This window comes from Flavobacterium sp. SORGH_AS_0622, assembly GCF_030818825.1.
GTDB lineage: Bacteria > Bacteroidota > Bacteroidia > Flavobacteriales > Flavobacteriaceae > Flavobacterium.
Genome location: NZ_JAUTAX010000001.1, coordinates 1,922,135 through 1,938,070 on the forward strand (window position 1 = coordinate 1,922,135; position 15,936 = coordinate 1,938,070).

The following is a 15,936-nucleotide window of genomic DNA, read 5'->3' on the forward strand; positions in this document are numbered from 1 at the left end:
CAAAATAGTACAGAATCTCTATGGACAGTAATTTTAAAAGAAATTTACTAATCAGTTCGTCAATTTCCCTGCTGATTTTAATGATTAGTTCGAGTGCATCTTTTTTAAGTATTAAAAGTCTTCTCGACAGTAATGCCTGGGTTAATCATACACAGGATGTTATTTATAACCTAAATACCGCTTCATCTGTTATTACAGATGCCCAAACCAGTATGCGCGGCTATTTAATAACCGGAAACAAAGATTTCCTGCAGGAACATTATGACGCAGAAAAAGAATCTGCTGTTTATTTTGAAAAGCTGGATGAATTAACTGTCGACAATCCCACACAGCAAAAAAGATTAAACGAATTAAAACCGCTTCGTTCTAACTTTTTTAAATATCTCCACAACCAAGTTGTGAAAAAACAGCTTGGAGGTAAAAATGCCACTTTTGATCTTGAAGAAGGTAAAAAGATGATGGATGAACTTCGCAGTAAATTTAAAAGCGTAGAAAATACGGAGCAGGCCCTTCTAAGAGAACGAATCGGAAATTCTGAACGATACGGAAACTATAGTTTTATTTTAATTATTACAGCATTTATAATTGCAATGATTATTACTGTTGTATTCTTTGCAAGAATTTTAAGAGACCATAATGAAAGAGCCTTACTGCAGAAAGAATTAGAGCGTAAAGATATTGAAACGGCTGAAAGACTTGAAGTTATAAGCAGTATTGCTACACAAATTTCTAATGGAAATTATGATGTGCAGATAGATGATAGAAAATCGGATACTTTAGGAGCATTAGGTGCATCACTTCACGAAATGAAAGACTCGTTAAAAGGTTCTTTCGAATTATTATCTCAGAAAGAATGGCTGCAGTCTGGTATTGCATCATTAAATGATAAAATGCTGGGCGAAAAAACGATTCAGAAACTATCAAAAGATGTCATCGAATTTTTATGCCAATATACCAACAGCAGTGCTGGGGTTTTGTATGTTATTGATGGTGAAGAATTAACAGTAACTGGTGGTTACAGTTATATTCCGAGTAAAAATCGCGAAAGAATTAAAAAAGGAGAAGGTTTAATTGGCCAGGCCATCGTTTCAGGCAAAATGCTGGAATTAAAATCTTTATCTCCAGAGGATATTCAGATCAATTATGCTTTAGGTGAAATTAAGCCAACGCATGTTGTTGCTGTTCCATTAATGGATTTTAAAGTTGAAGGAGCAGTAGAATTAGCCAGTATTTATGGTTTTTCTTTACTGCAATTGGAATTCTTAAATTTGGTTTCTAATAACATTGGAATCGCTTTAAAAGCAACTCAGAATCGCAAAAGAGTTATGGAACTCTTGGAAGAAACCAAATCGCAGTCTGAAGAACTTCAAATTCAGCATAGCGAATTGGAAGCTATTAATGCAGAATTGGAAGCACAGACTGAAAAATTACAAGCTTCTGAAGAAGAGCTTCGCGTACAGCAGGAAGAATTGGAACAAACCAATGAAGAGTTATCTGAAAGAAGCGTTTTATTGGAAGAAAAAAATACTGAAATTCAGAAAAAATCAGAAGCTTTAGAATTAACGACACGTTACAAATCGGAGTTTTTGGCCAATATGTCGCACGAATTAAGAACTCCTCTAAATTCTATTTTATTGTTGAGCCGCTTGTTGTCTGAAAATAACAACAAAACAATGAACAAAGAAGAAATCGAATTTGCACAGGTAATTCAGAGTTCTGGAAACAGCTTATTGGGATTAATTGACGAAATCCTTGATTTATCTAAGATTGAAGCCGGAAAAATGGATTTAGAATTTTTAGAGGTTTCAACAAAAGAAATTACAGATAACCTGCATAATTTATTCTACCTGGTTGCCAAAGAAAAAGGAATTAATTTTGAGATTATAGACAAAGACGCACCAATTGTTATTAAAACTGACAAAATGCGTTTAGAACAAATTCTGAAAAACCTTATTTCTAACGCTATTAAGTTTACCGAAAAAGGAACAGTTTCTCTTGAAATTAAAGTAGACAGCGATGATGATAAAATTATTTGCTTTATTGTAAAAGATACCGGAATCGGAATTCCGTTAGAAAAACAACCATTAATTTTTGAAGCTTTCCAGCAAGCCGATGGTTCAACAAAACGTAAATATGGCGGAACTGGTCTAGGATTATCAATCAGCCGAGAATTAGCCAAATTATTAAGAGGAGAAATTATTCTCCATAGTAAAGTAAATGAAGGAAGTACATTTACACTATGCCTTCCGGTATTAGGTTTTGCAATTAATAAAGTTTCTGTCAACAAAATTCCAGAGGCTGAATTAATAGAAGAAGAAACAGAAGATCAAGAGCCAAAACCAAGATATATTAGTGAAGTTGTTCCTGCAGAAATTGAAGACGACCGTGATTCTATTGTTGAAGGTGATAAAGTAATTCTAATTGTAGAAGACGATATCAATTTTGCAAAGTCATTATTGGCTTTCACACAAAAAAAAGGATATAAAGGAGTTGTTGCCGTAAGAGGAGATTATGCCTTGAATTTTGCTTTAATTTACCGACCAATCGGAATTTTATTGGATATTGAACTTCCAATTAAGAGCGGCTGGGAAGTTTTAGAAGAATTGAAAAATCATTCTCATACCAAACATATTTCGGTACACATCATGTCTTCTCACAAACTAAAACAAGAAAGTTTGTTAAAAGGAGCTGTAGACTTCTTAGACAAACCAGTTGCTTTTGACAGAATTCCAGAAGTTTTTATGCGTATTGAACATATCATCAATAACGAATCGCAAAAAGTTTTAATTATTGAAGATAATCCACAACATGCCAAAGCACTAGCTTATTTCTTAGAGACATATAATATCAATTCTGAAATTAAAAGTGATGTTTCTGAAGGATTAACTATTTTAAACAAAGAAGATGTTGACTGTGTAATTCTAGATATGGGAATTCCAGATAAACAAGCTTACGAAATTCTAGACGGAGTGAAGAAAAACCCAGGTTTAGAAAATCTTCCGGTAATTGTTTTTACAGGGAAAAGTTTGTCGATCAAAGAAGAATTGAAAATTAGAAAATATGCCGATTCAATTATTGTAAAAACCGCACATTCATATCAAAGAATGCTTGATGAGGTTTCGCTTTTCCTTCATCTAGTAGAAAGCAAGAAAAAAGAAGGAAGTGATAAAAAAGAAAGTGCTAAAAAACTGAATTCATTAAACAATATTTTATATGAAAAGAAAGTATTAATTGTTGATGACGATGTTCGTAATATCTATTCACTTTCTAAGGCTTTAGAAGCTTTTAGAATGAATGTTATTACAGCTTTTGATGGAAAAGAGGCTATTAAAATTTTAGATGAGAATCCAGATACAGATGTTGTATTATTAGATATGATGATGCCAAATATGGATGGTTATGAAACAGCAGAAAAGATAAGAAGTAACCCTAAATTTCTTAACTTAGCAGTAATAGCTGTAACAGCCAAAGCAATGACCGGCGATAGAGAAAAATGTATCAAAGCGGGAGCTTCAGATTACATTACAAAACCTGTCGATGTAGATCAGCTGTTATCACTGCTTCGAGTTTGGTTATATGATAAAATCTAATCTTTAAAAATACTGTAAATGGAAAAGAAAAAAGTATTAATTGTAGATGACGATTCTAGAAATATTTTTGCTTTAGTGAATACTTTAAAAGCAAAATCTTTTGACTGTTTGTCTTGTTTAAGCGCAGAAGAAGCTTTAAAAATATTATCAAATGACAATTCTATAGATGCAGTTTTGATGGATATGATGATGCCAGAAATGGATGGTTATGAAGCGATTCCGCTGATAAAAGCAATTCCGTCACAAGAATCTACTTTTGTCGTGGCAGTAACTGCCCAGGCAATGAATGGAGATAGAGAAAAATGTTTAGAGGCTGGAGCTGATGCCTACATCTCAAAACCCGTAGATGTTGATAAATTACTTCAAATCTTGGGTGAAATTTAAATGAAATTATGATTGAAGATATTGAATTAGAAACTCTTATAAATGAAATTTACGAATATTATGGTTTTGATTTTGGAAGTTATTCCAGAGCCTCACTTAAAAGACGCGTAAACAGGGTTTTTTATTTGGATGGCTTTAAACATTTTCATGAATTTTTGTCAAAAGTTCGAAGAGATCCGGAGTATTGTAAAAGAATGATTGATGAAATAACGGTTAATGTTACAGAAATGTTTCGTGATCCGTCTTTCTATATGGCACTTCGAAAAGAAGTTCTCCCGCTCTTAGGAACTAAGCCGTTTATAAGAATATGGCATGCAGGATGTTCTACAGGCGAAGAAGTGTATTCTATGGCTATTATGTTGAAAGAAGCAGGTTTACTGCATAAATCAATATTGTATGCAACAGACATCAATGCAACCGTTTTAGAAACAGCAAAAAGCGGTATTTTTCCGTTGAGAATGATAAAAGACTACGCCGATAATTATCGAGATTCTGGAGGGCAGGAAGATTTTTCGGATTATTATATTGCAAATTATGGTTTTGCGAAGTTTAATGAAAACCTTTCTGAAAAAATGGTTTTCTCTCAGCATAATTTAGTGTCAGACACTTCTTTTAATGAGTTTGACCTTATTTTATGCAGAAATGTTTTAATTTATTTTGATAATAATCTACAGAAAAGAGTTATAAGCCTTTTTGATGATAGTCTGGCTCCACTAGGTTTTCTGGCACTCGGGACAAAAGAAACAATCAAATATTCTATCTCTCAAACCAAATACAAACAATTTGATAAAGAGAAAATATGGAGGAAAATAAAATAATAAATCATTATAAAGTAGTTATAATTGGAGGCTCTGCAGGAAGTTTACAAGCTCTATTACAGATTTTGCCATTTATCGAAGATTCTATTTCTTTTGCCTTGGTAATCGTTGTACATAGAAAAAGTACAGACGAGCAAACCTTGGAAGATTTAATTGCTTTGAGATCCAAAATAAAAGTAAAAGAAGTAGAGGACAAGGTAAAATTAAGAACTGGATTCATTTACATTGCACCTTCAAATTATCATTTGTTGTTTGAAAAAGACGAAACCCTTTCGTTAGATACTTCAGAAAAAATAAATTACAGCAGACCAAGTATTGATGTTTCTTTTGAATCTGCAGCCGAAATATATGGCCCAGATTTAATCGGAATACTGCTTTCTGGTTCAAATTCTGATGGAACTGTTGGATTAAAAGCCATTCAGGCGGCGGGCGGTAAAATTGTGATTCAAAACCCGTTGTCTGCAGATATGCCTTTTATGCCTAACAACGCCATTTTACACACAACGCCAGATTTTGTTTTAAGTACCGAAGAAATCTTAGAATTCATAAAACAAATAAATAAACTTTAGTTTTTGTCTTCTGGCAGTATAACCTTATTCATTTCGGCATTTTTTTCTGCTCTTCTTTGTGCTGCTTTTCCTTTTCCAATAGGGATTCCAGCTGTCAGGTACAAAGATCTGTTGTAGACATTTGGTCCGTCACCTTTCATAACAGGAACCAATCCGTAGTAATATTGAATTGTTATATTTAATCCGTTGCCAACATTCATATGATAGCCGGTTCCCAAAGCAATTCCAGCATCTATAACACGAATCTCGTCTCTGATTTTTTTCTTATAAGTAACATCGTTTTTATTAATCTCGTTGGTAAACTCATCAAAAGCCGAAGCCAGAAGTCCAAATTGAGGTCCGGTTTTAAGATAAATTCTATTTTTGAATTGGTATTTAATTAAAATCGGCACATTAAAATAGCGTATTTCACGATTGACACTTCCACCTTCAAAAGTATTATCCAAGTTAACATCATCTAAAGAGTAAACAGGAAGGTGGTGCGCACCCATTGGCGATTTAACAATAACACCTGTATTAATCATCCATGCGGGATTTTTTTTCGATCTAAAATCAAAATAAAAACCCAGATTAAAACCAGGATTAGTTCCAGAACTTTCGAGCCCAGAAATATCAGAAAGGTTGAGTCCGCCTTCTAGACCAAATTCTAAAAAAGGCGAATTTAGTTTATCTCCAAAAATTAAGGAAATTAAAACTTGAGACCGCGCTTGAGCAATGGAGAAAAGCATAAAAAGCAATAATAAACCTTTTTTCATATTCTAAGATTAAAGTCCAAAACGGTATTGAAGACCTCCTAAAACCTGTGTACGACTTCCTAAAAATCCTGTTTCAAGTCTAAGCATTATATGTTTGTTATACTGAAACTGCGTTCCAACAATAAAATTCCACATATCTTTTGGTGACTTTTGGAGTGAATATTGAATTGTCGAAGAATCTGCAGTACTTAAAGCTCCGTCTAGAGTAGTTAAAAAAGTACCTGCTCTTTCTAATGCACGGTTTGCCGTATTATGTTTAGCAACATTTACTGGATTTGCCTGTTGGGCCGGAGTTAAGCCATTCCACCAATTATCCACTTTTGTTTGGTTTTCAGATACTTTTGTCAAACCGTCATCAACTTTGGTCTGAGCATTGCTAAGATCAAAAATATCCGATAAAGCTATATTTCCTTTTGTTCCTCCTTCAATATGAACTCTAAAACCGCCAACCCATACAGCGATATTTCTTTCGGGTTTACGAAGTTTAAAAGTTTTACCTAATCTTGGACCAAATATGTAAGAGAAAGCCGGTTTGTCCAGCGCATCCACATCGCTCCAGGACATATTCATATCCAGTGCCAGCCAGCCTCCGCCAATACCAATGGTTGGAGTCATACCAATTCCAAATGTGGTAGCGTCAAAATTTGCTTTTGTATTAAAACTTGCAATCTGAGACCAGTTATTATCAGCGTCAGGAATCCAAATTCCAGCATTGATTTTAGTTGTTGGTTTTGCTTTACCAAAAATTCCGTAAATATTTAAGAAAGGAAGTAGCCAAATATCTGGTCTAATAGTTATAGCACCTGCTTCTACAGAAGATTTATCAAAGCGAACAATTTCGTCTAAGTTGTAAAGTGGACCGTTATTGAACCCAACCTCCAGATTTTTTATGACGATTTCAGAATCCTGCCAAAAGTAATTTACAGATAATCCGGCAGAGTAAGGTAAATTATAACCTTTTTGGGCCACCTTCTGACCCCAAATTGGTAAAGAATAAGGATATTCCACTACTTTAAGACTGTCTTTAAGCTGTTGGTTTTTCTCTCCTACGATTTTGTCGGTATAAACCTGACCAAAAAATTGAATACTTGATAATAAGAAAAAGGCTGATATTAATCTTTTACATTTCATTTATTAGGGGTATTAGATAATTAATAAAACTGCGTAAAATAAAATATGACTTGTGTATTCTTAAAATATAATTTGGGCTGTAATTTTACTTTTATTTGTTTTCGGCGTAGATTTTTGAATAAAAAATATGTTATTTCATGTTAAAGTTAACTAAATTTTCTTTTGCCGAAAATAAATTTTAAAGAAATATGATTAAAAGTCAATTGATTATGTTTTTTTTCAAAACGGAATTAAATAAAGTATTATTTTTACACTCATGAGATGGATAGCAATTGTAATGTCAATTTATTTGATGGCACTTTCAAATATGCCCTGCGCAGATATGGAAGTAAATAGCGCTATGCATAAAACAGCTCAGTTTTCATCTGAGGATAATCATTCTCATGACAAACACAATGATTTGTGCTCTCCATTTTGCACCTGCAATTGCTGCAGTGCACAAGTTTTAAGCTATCAATCAGTTTTAAGTCTTGAATTTCCTGCCGCATACAATCTTATTTCTATTCCTTTACCCAATTATCGTTCTGTTTTTGCTTCTAATTTCTACGGAAGCATATGGCAGCCCCCTCAAATAGCATAGTGATGCCTGTTTCCGAAAATTCGGAATTCGGGTTAGAGAGTTGTGGACTTACCACAGGTTTATAAGACATATTCTTGTCTCATTTCTCATGTCATTATTTTATTATTCAAATGCTAGATAAAATCATTCAATTTAGTATACGAAACAAATTCGTTATACTATTATTTACCCTTGTTTTAATAGCTTGGGGAAGCTATTCACTTAAAAATTTACCGCTCGATGCTTTGCCCGATGTAACCAATAATCAAGTGCAGATTATTACAACAGCCCCAACTTTGGCAAGTCAGGAAGTGGAGCAGTTAATTACGTATCCGTTAGAACGAGCTGTCAAAACCGTTCCAGATATTATCGAACTCCGCAGTATTTCCCGTTTTGGACTATCTGTTGTAACCGTTGTGTTTGAAGACGATGTTGATATTTACTGGGCACGCGAACAAATTTTCCAGCGTTTAAAACAAGCCGAAGAAAATATTCCAGATTATGTAGATTCTCCAGAATTAGCACCAATTTCAACTGGTCTAGGCGAAATTTACCAATATGATGTCTACGCCAAAAAAGGTTACGAAAACAAATACAGCGCCGTCGAATTAAGAACCATTCAGGATTGGATTATTATTCCGCAATTGCAGGGAGTCCGTGGTGTTGCTGAAGTAAGTGCCTGGGGCGGAAAACTAAAACAATACGAAATTGCCGTTAACCCTAACATGCTGAATAGTTTAGGAGTTACGATTACTGAAATTTTTGAGGCATTAGAAAAGAACAATCAAAATACCGGCGGGGCTTATATTGAGAAAGATCAATATACTTATTTCATCCGCGGCGTCGGAATGGCAAAAGGGGTTAAAGACCTTGAAAATGTTGTGGTGAAAAACCGAAACGGTTCACCAGTTTTGGTGCGTAATGTGGCGCAGGTTCGCGAAGGTGTTGCATTGCGTTACGGCGCTTCTACAAAAGACGGAAAGGGCGAGATCGTTTCGGGTTTGGTATTAATGCTAAAAGGAGAAAACTCAAGCGCTGTTGTCAACAGGATTCACGACAAAATGGCTCAAATTAATGAAAGTCTTCCCGAAGGAGTTGTTGCAGAAGCCTTTATCGACCGAGGAAAACTCGTTGATAATTCTATTAAAACAGTTGCAAAGAATTTGCTAGAAGGTGCTTTAATCGTAATTTTTGTGCTGATTTTATTTTTAGGAAATCTTCGCGCAGGACTTATTGTAGCATCTGTAATTCCGCTGGCAATGTTATTTGCGGTGATTTTAATGAATGCCTTTGGCGTAAGCGGGAATTTAATGAGTTTGGGGGCAATAGATTTCGGAATCATTGTCGATGGTGCCGTTATTATTGTAGAAGCAACCATGCATCATCTTCAGAAAATCAAAAATAAAAAGGAATTGACGCAGGAAGAAATGGATGATGAAGTGTATAATTCGGCTTCAAAAATCAGGAATAGCGCTGCTTTTGGAGAAATCATTATTTTGATCGTTTATCTGCCCATTTTAGCCTTGATTGGAACTGAAGGAAAAATGTTTAAACCAATGGCAATGACGGTTAGTTTTGCCATTATTGGAGCTTTTATACTTTCGTTGACTTACATCCCGATGATGAGTGCTTTATTTCTGTCTAAAAAAACAGAGCACAAATCCAATTTTAGTGATAGAATGATTGCGTGGCTCGAAAATCGTTATACGCCTTTGCTTAATAAGGCTTTAAAATTTAAAAGAGTTGTTCTTACAACTGCACTGGCATTATTTGCTTTAGCATTTATTATTTTCCAAAATATGGGAGGCGAATTTATCCCGACAATTGAAGAAGGTGATCTAGCAATAAATGCTACGATTATGACAGGAAGTTCGCTGACACAGATGGTAGAAACTGCAACCAAATATGAACAGCTACTAAAAGCAAGATTTCCTGAAATAAAAACTATCGTAACCAAAATTGGAAGCGGTGAAATCCCAACCGACCCTATGCCGATTGAAAGCGGTGATTTGATTATTGTTTTGAAAGACAAAAAAGAATGGAGGAGCAAATATCGTAATTGGGAAGAATTGGCAAATGCGATGAAAGAAGAAATGGAAGTGATTCCCGGAGCGAATATTGAAATTTCTCAGCCCATTCAAATGCGTTTTAACGAATTAATGACCGGAAGCCGATCTGATATCGCCATCAAGATTTTTGGCGACGATTTAGAGATTCTAGACGCGAAAGCGGCAGAATTAATTTCGAAAATAAAAAGTATTGAGGGAATAGGAGATTTAAAGGCCGATAAAGTTACAGGACTGCCTCAGATTACCGTTAAATACGATTATGACAAAATTGCACTCTACGGACTCAATATTTCAGATATCAATCAAATCATTCGTTCTTCTTTTGCGGGAGAAAGTGCTGGAAAAATATACGACGAAAGTAAAAGATTTGATGTAGTGGTGAGAATGGATGAAAACAACCGAGCCGATATTACAGATGTCAGCAATTTGTTTATTCCGCTTCCAAACGGCCAGCAGGTACCGCTTTCTCAAGTCGCTTCAGTTGAATACGAGCAAGGTCCTGTGCAGGTTATCCGCGAAGACGGAAAAAGAAGAATTACGGTTGGCTTAAATGTTCGCGGAAGAGATATTAAAAGTGTAGTTGAAGAAATTCAAGCAAAACTCGATAAAAACTTTAAGCTTCCAGTAGGATATTACGTAACGTATGGCGGACAGTTTGAGAATTTAATCGAAGCCACACAAAGACTTTCTGTTGCTTTGCCAATTGCGTTAGGGCTGATTTTGGTATTGCTTTATTTTACATTCAAAAGTATCAAACAAGCCCTTTTAATTTTTACCGCAATTCCGTTGTCTGCAATAGGAGGTGTTTTTGCGCTTTCACTGAGAGGAATGCCTTTTAGTATTTCTGCCGGAATTGGTTTTATTGCCTTGTTCGGAATCGCAGTGCTGAACGGAATCGTATTGATTTCGTATTTCAATCAATTGAAATCAGAGGGAATTTTAGATCCGCTTCAAAGAGTTTTTATCGGAACCAAAACAAGATTACGTCCCGTTTTAATGACAGCTGCCGTGGCTTCTTTAGGATTTCTGCCAATGGCATTATCGACAAGCGGCGGGGCAGAAGTGCAGAAACCTTTAGCAACAGTAGTAATCGGCGGCTTATTCTCAGCAACAATATTGACATTAATCGTTTTGCCGATTTTGTATTTAATGCTGGAAAGTGGTTTTAAACGCAAAGAACACTAAGGTTTACGCAAAGCACACAAAGAAAAATTTTAAAGAAATGAAAAAATTACCATACAATCTAAGAAAAACAACCTTTGCGAACTTCGCGCATCCCTTGCGATCTTTGCGGTTAATTGCATTCCTGTTAGCAAGCACGCTAATATCGGCGCAAACCAAAATATCTTTAGAAAAAGCAATAGAACTTGCCAAATCAAACAACATCGACTTAAAAATTGCTGATAAAGAAATTGAAAAACAAACCGTTTTAAAGAAAACGGCTTTTCAACCAGATCCGTTACAAGTGCAATATCAAGGCGGACAATTCAATAGCGTAGATTTCGATCACAATGTTTCTGTACAGCAGTTTTTTCCGTTGGGAAACATTACAAAAGCTAACAGACAATTGCAGGAAGAACTCGCAAAATTGGCTGAAAAACGAAAAGCTTTATCTTCTTATGAAGTCGAAAAAGCAGTAACTCTGGCATATTATCAATATTTGTATGGAGTTTCAATTCAGAAATTAAACTCAGAATTAAATGAGATCTACACCAAATTTTTAAAGAATGCCGAGCTCCGTTTTAAAACTGGAGAAAGCGGTAATATCGAAGTGATTAGCGCCAAAGCCAAAGTAAAAGAAATAGAAACCCAAAAAGCACAGCTAGAATACGATTTGGCGATTTACCAGAAACAGCTTCAGTTTTTTGTTCAGACCAATGAAAACATTATTCCAGATGAAAATACAGCTTTGCAATATGCTTTCATAGAAAATCAAGAAACCTCAAAAGCAGAACTTCTGATGACCGATTTCTATCAACAGCAAATTTCGGTTTATCAAAAAGAAGTTGGGACTTTTAAAGCTTTGCGAACTCCAAAAATCGGTTTAGGTTATTTTGTGCAAACCATTAATACAGAATCGTTGTTTCAAGGTTTTACAGCAGGATTACAGATTCCGTTATTTGGAGGTGTTAACACAACCAAAGCGAAAGCGGCTGAAATCAGTATTTCGCAGTCCCAAATGGCTTTGGATAAAAATAAAATGATTTTAAATCTGCAAAAAGAAGAATTACAGAATAATTTTAAAAAGCACCAGAAAAACTTAGCTTATTATCAAAATGAGGGTTTGCAGTATGCCAATCAGATTATTGATACAGCACAAAAAAGTTATGCCAATGGCGATATGAGTTATTGGTCGTATATCAGTTTTTTAAATCAGGCAATTGATATTAAAAAACAATTTGCAGAAGCGACTCACAGCTATAATCAAAGCGCCATCGAACTCCAATTTCCAACCATCAAAAACAATTAAAATGAAAATAAATTTAACCGCAAAGATCGCAGAGATTTTATCGCAGAGTCCGCAAAGAAAATTAGCCTATAGCTTAATGCTTATAGCTTACTGCGGAATTTTAAATTCTTGTAATGAAAAAAAGACAGAGGAAATACACGAAGAAGAAAAATCACAAACGGAAGTTGCTTTAACCGAATCTCAATATAAAACTGTAGGTATTGAAACAGGATTTGTAGAAAACAGAAACCTGAATAAAATCATCAAAGCCAATGGCTACACGACAGTTCCACCGCAAAATTCCGCTGAAGTTTCTACTTTAATTGGCGGAACGGTAAAAGATATTTATGTTTTGGAAGGAACATTCGTGAACAAAGGAAAAGTTTTGGCAACCATTCAGAATTTGGAAGTAATTGAGATGCAGGAAGATTATCATTCGGCTTCTGCCAATGTCGAATATCTACAGTTAGAATATAACCGCCAGAAAACCTTGAGTGATGAAAACGTAAATCCGAGAAAGGTATTTCAGGAAGTAAAAGCAAAATTAGCAGCCGAAAGAGCGCGTGCGCAGGCAGCCAAAAACAAATTAGAAGCTTTGCATGTTTCCACAAAAGGAAGTTCGTCTCTAGTTCCAATTGTAGCTCCGATCAATGGTTACGTTGGAAAAATCAATATTGCTAAAGGCGCTTTTGCCAATACTGGAGTTTCGCTTTTTGAAGTGGTTGACAATAGCCAGATGCATTTAGATTTGAATGTTTACGAGAAAGATTTGGGTTCTATTTCGGTAGGGCAGGTAATCGATTTTGTATTGACAAATCAGTCCAATAAATCCATTAAAGGAAAGATCTTCGGAATCAATAAATCTTTTTCTAACGAAAGTAAAACCGTTGCCGTTCACGCCAAAATCGATCCAGCCGATGCCAAAGGTTTGATTCCTGGAATGTATGTTTCTGCCAATATCAATATTACAAATGCAACCGTTCCTGCATTACCAAAAGATGCTGTGGTTCGAAATGCAGATAAGTATTTTGTTTTTGTACAAGAAGAATCGCATACTGAAGAAAAACACAAGCATACCGAAGGCGAAAAAGAAGAATCTCATGAAAAAGAAATTCATTTTAAAGCAGTTGAAGTGATGCCAGGAACAACAGATTTAGGTTTTACAGAAGTAAAATTTGTAGATAAAATTGATTCAGAAGCAAAAATAGTTACTAAAGGGGCTTTTTATCTGCTTTCTGTCATGAAGGGCGGTGGAGAGCATGAACATTGATTTTTTTTTGAAGGTGCTGAGGTTCTAAGGTGCTGAGGTTCTAAGGTTTTTAATGCTGAAATTTGATAGCAAAGTCGCAGAGTCTCCAATTTTTCTTTTAATAATTGAATTTCCTTCTGCTAAAGCTGTAGGCAATTCAAAATAAAAAACTTAGTGCCTTAGCGCCTTTGTGGCAACAAACAAAATGCTTAAATTTAGAACATTAATTTATTCAAAGGTTAAACTTGCAGACTGAAACAAATAAACTTGAAACTTTCCCATGATACATCAAGATAAAGAAGTTAAAAATATAAAAAGTAAACCCAAAACTACCTGCTGTTGTTCGCATGACGAACCCGAGCATTCTGATAATGATGGGCACGACCACGACCATGACGGACACGATCATGAACATAATGTAGAAGGCAGCTGGTTTAAATTGTTTTTACCTGCCATAGTTTCATTTATTATATTATTAATCGGAATTGCCTTTGATAATTACTTTCCACAAAGCTGGTTTACAGGATATGTGAGAACTATTTGGTACGCCATTGCTTATCTTCCAGTTGGGCTTCCTATTTTGAAAGAAGCTTATGAAAGTATCGTAAAAGGAGATGTTTTTTCAGAATTTTTCTTAATGTGTATTGCCACAATTGGGGCGTTTGCTATAGGAGAATATCCAGAAGGTGTTGCCGTGATGTTATTTTATACGATTGGAGAAACCTTTCAAGGAATGGCAGTTAATCGGGCTAAATCTAGTATTAAAAGTTTATTAGACCAACGTCCTGATGAGGTTCATGTTTTAGAAAATAATGTGTCAGTAAAAGTCAAAGCCAAAGATGTTCAGATTGGCGCTGTTATTCAGCTGAAAGCGGGAGAAAAATTAGGTTTAGATGGCGAATTACTATCAGACTCGGCTTCGTTCAATACAGCTGCATTAACAGGAGAAAGTAAACCTGACACCAAAAAGAAAGGTGAAACAGTTCTAGCCGGAATGATAAACGGAAACACAATTGCAGAAGTAAAAGTTACGACTGCTTATAATGACAGCAAATTGTCTAAAATTCTAGAATTGGTACAGAACGCTACTACAAAAAAAGCCCCTGCAGAATTATTTATTAGAAAGTTTGCTAAAATCTATACGCCTATTGTTGTGTATCTGGCGATTGCTATTTGTCTGGTTCCAATGCTTTTTGTGGACCATTATGTTTTTAGCGATTGGCTGTACAGAGCTTTGGTTTTCTTGGTGATTTCTTGTCCATGTGCGTTGGTAATCAGTATTCCGTTGGGTTATTTTGGAGGAATCGGTGCTGCCAGTAAAAACGGAATTCTGTTTAAAGGCAGTAATTTTCTAGACAGCATTTCGACGATTCAAAATGTTGTTGTTGATAAAACCGGAACCATGACCGAAGGTGTTTTTAAAGTGCAGGAAGTCATTATAAAACCTGAATTTGATAAAGAAGAAATCCTGAAGCTGGTCAATGCTTTAGAAAGCCGAAGTACACATCCCGTTGCAACTGCAATTCATAATTATGCGGGACAAATTGATACTTCAGTTGAATTGAAAGATATTGAAGAAATCTCGGGACACGGATTAAAAGCTTCATATAACGGAAAAGAACTGCACGTAGGGAATTTTAAGCTTCTGGATAAGTTTTCTATTGCTTACGACATTGATCCGACATCAATAGTGTACACTACAATTGCAATTGCTTACGACCAGAAATTTGCGGGCTATTTAACCATTGCCGATGAAATAAAAGAAGATGCCCAAGAAACGGTTACCAAACTAAAAACTTTAGGAGTTAAACTAACCATGTTGAGCGGCGATAAAACCAATGTAGTACAATTTGTTGCAGATAAACTCGGAATTGTAAAAGCTTTTGGGGATTTGCTTCCAGAAGATAAAGTCAACAAAGTCAACGAAATTAAAGCCAGAAACGAAACTATTGCTTTTGTGGGCGATGGCGTAAATGATGCACCCGTAATTGCTTTGAGCACAGTCGGAATTGCAATGGGAGGTTTGGGAAGTGATGCTACTATTGAAACCGCAGATATCGTAATTCAGGATGATAAACCCAGTAAAATAGCAATGGCAATCAATATTGGAAAACAGACTAAAAAAATCGTCTGGCAGAATATCACTTTAGCTTTCGTCGTAAAAGCTTTTGTTTTAATTCTCGGCGCGGGCGGACTGGCAACAATGTGGGAAGCTGTTTTTGCTGATGTTGGAGTAGCTTTACTGGCAATTTTGAATGCTGTTAGAATTCAGAAAATGAAGTTTTAATTTGTACCAAAAAATAAAAGCCCATTTCCAAAAAGAAAATGGGCTGATTAGATTTACAGATTTAGGACAATTTACA

The 15,936-nt window shown here is 35.3% G+C and carries 11 protein-coding genes; 9 read left to right on the forward strand and 2 right to left on the reverse strand.

Annotated elements, in window-relative coordinates:
• Window positions 1-20: 20 nt before the first annotated feature.
• The 4 genes from QE431_RS08350 to QE431_RS08365 are packed head-to-tail and all read left to right on the forward strand — an operon-like array spanning window position 21 to window position 5,361.
• On the forward strand, window positions 21-3,590 hold the full coding sequence (locus tag QE431_RS08350) for a response regulator (protein ID WP_307294921.1): 3,570 nt from the start codon (window positions 21-23) through the stop codon (window positions 3,588-3,590).
• Window positions 3,591-3,608: 18 nt separating this feature from the next.
• Window positions 3,609-3,974, forward strand: a complete 366-nt coding sequence (locus tag QE431_RS08355; protein ID WP_057118353.1) for a response regulator — start codon at window positions 3,609-3,611, stop codon at window positions 3,972-3,974.
• Between the two features lie 8 nt (window positions 3,975-3,982).
• A complete protein-coding gene (locus QE431_RS08360) occupies window positions 3,983-4,792 on the forward strand; it encodes a protein-glutamate O-methyltransferase CheR (RefSeq protein ID WP_057118352.1) in 810 nt (269 codons plus the stop codon).
• Entirely contained in the window at window positions 4,774-5,361 is a 588-nt protein-coding gene (locus tag QE431_RS08365; protein ID WP_057118351.1) for a chemotaxis protein CheB, read from the forward strand. Before QE431_RS08360 ends, QE431_RS08365 begins: the two co-directional genes overlap by 19 nt.
• On the opposite strand, the gene QE431_RS08370 is transcribed toward QE431_RS08365, so the two are convergent.
• Window positions 5,358-6,116: a porin family protein gene (locus QE431_RS08370; protein ID WP_307294925.1), complete on the reverse strand. Its 759-nt coding sequence runs from the start codon at window positions 6,114-6,116 to the stop codon at window positions 5,358-5,360. The genes QE431_RS08365 and QE431_RS08370 overlap by 4 nt on opposite strands.
• 9 nt (window positions 6,117-6,125) lie before the next feature.
• Window positions 6,126-7,247 (reverse strand): hypothetical protein, encoded by a 1,122-nt coding sequence (locus QE431_RS08375; RefSeq protein ID WP_057118349.1) that lies wholly within the window; start codon window positions 7,245-7,247, stop codon window positions 6,126-6,128.
• Between the two features lie 256 nt (window positions 7,248-7,503).
• Between QE431_RS08375 and QE431_RS08380 the strand changes: the two genes are divergently transcribed.
• From QE431_RS08380 to QE431_RS08400, 5 genes are all read left to right on the forward strand, one after another.
• Window positions 7,504-7,827, forward strand: coding sequence for a DUF6660 family protein (locus tag QE431_RS08380; protein ID WP_241774389.1), 324 nt, complete (start codon window positions 7,504-7,506; stop codon window positions 7,825-7,827).
• 110 nt (window positions 7,828-7,937) lie between these two features.
• Window positions 7,938-11,060: an efflux RND transporter permease subunit gene (locus QE431_RS08385; RefSeq protein ID WP_307294930.1), complete on the forward strand. Its 3,123-nt coding sequence runs from the start codon at window positions 7,938-7,940 to the stop codon at window positions 11,058-11,060.
• A gap of 37 nt (window positions 11,061-11,097) precedes the next feature.
• A complete protein-coding gene (locus tag QE431_RS08390) occupies window positions 11,098-12,345 on the forward strand; it encodes a TolC family protein (RefSeq protein ID WP_307294934.1) in 1,248 nt (415 codons plus the stop codon).
• Window position 12,346: 1 nt separating this feature from the next.
• The gene (locus QE431_RS08395) at window positions 12,347-13,594 is read left to right on the forward strand and encodes an efflux RND transporter periplasmic adaptor subunit (protein ID WP_307294937.1); all 1,248 of its coding nucleotides are present in this window, start codon (window positions 12,347-12,349) and stop codon (window positions 13,592-13,594) included.
• 259 nt (window positions 13,595-13,853) lie between these two features.
• A complete protein-coding gene (locus tag QE431_RS08400; RefSeq protein ID WP_307294939.1) occupies window positions 13,854-15,860 on the forward strand; it encodes a heavy metal translocating P-type ATPase in 2,007 nt (668 codons plus the stop codon).
• Window positions 15,861-15,936 lie beyond the last annotated feature (76 nt).

Excerpts from the sequence above, each read along its gene's own strand:
- QE431_RS08350 (WP_307294921.1), top strand. The coding sequence starts at position 21 with ATGGACAGTAATTTTAAAAGAAATTTACTAATCAGTTCGTCAATTTCC.
- QE431_RS08355 (WP_057118353.1), top strand. The coding sequence starts at position 3,609 with ATGGAAAAGAAAAAAGTATTAATTGTAGATGACGATTCTAGAAATATT.
- QE431_RS08360 (WP_057118352.1), top strand. The coding sequence starts at position 3,983 with ATGATTGAAGATATTGAATTAGAAACTCTTATAAATGAAATTTACGAA.
- QE431_RS08365 (WP_057118351.1), top strand. The coding sequence starts at position 4,774 with ATGGAGGAAAATAAAATAATAAATCATTATAAAGTAGTTATAATTGGA.
- QE431_RS08370 (WP_307294925.1), bottom strand. The coding sequence starts at position 6,116 with ATGAAAAAAGGTTTATTATTGCTTTTTATGCTTTTCTCCATTGCTCAA.
- QE431_RS08375 (WP_057118349.1), bottom strand. The coding sequence starts at position 7,247 with ATGAAATGTAAAAGATTAATATCAGCCTTTTTCTTATTATCAAGTATT.
- QE431_RS08380 (WP_241774389.1), top strand. The coding sequence starts at position 7,504 with ATGAGATGGATAGCAATTGTAATGTCAATTTATTTGATGGCACTTTCA.
- QE431_RS08385 (WP_307294930.1), top strand. The coding sequence starts at position 7,938 with ATGCTAGATAAAATCATTCAATTTAGTATACGAAACAAATTCGTTATA.
- QE431_RS08390 (WP_307294934.1), top strand. The coding sequence starts at position 11,098 with ATGAAAAAATTACCATACAATCTAAGAAAAACAACCTTTGCGAACTTC.
- QE431_RS08395 (WP_307294937.1), top strand. The coding sequence starts at position 12,347 with ATGAAAATAAATTTAACCGCAAAGATCGCAGAGATTTTATCGCAGAGT.
- QE431_RS08400 (WP_307294939.1), top strand. The coding sequence starts at position 13,854 with ATGATACATCAAGATAAAGAAGTTAAAAATATAAAAAGTAAACCCAAA.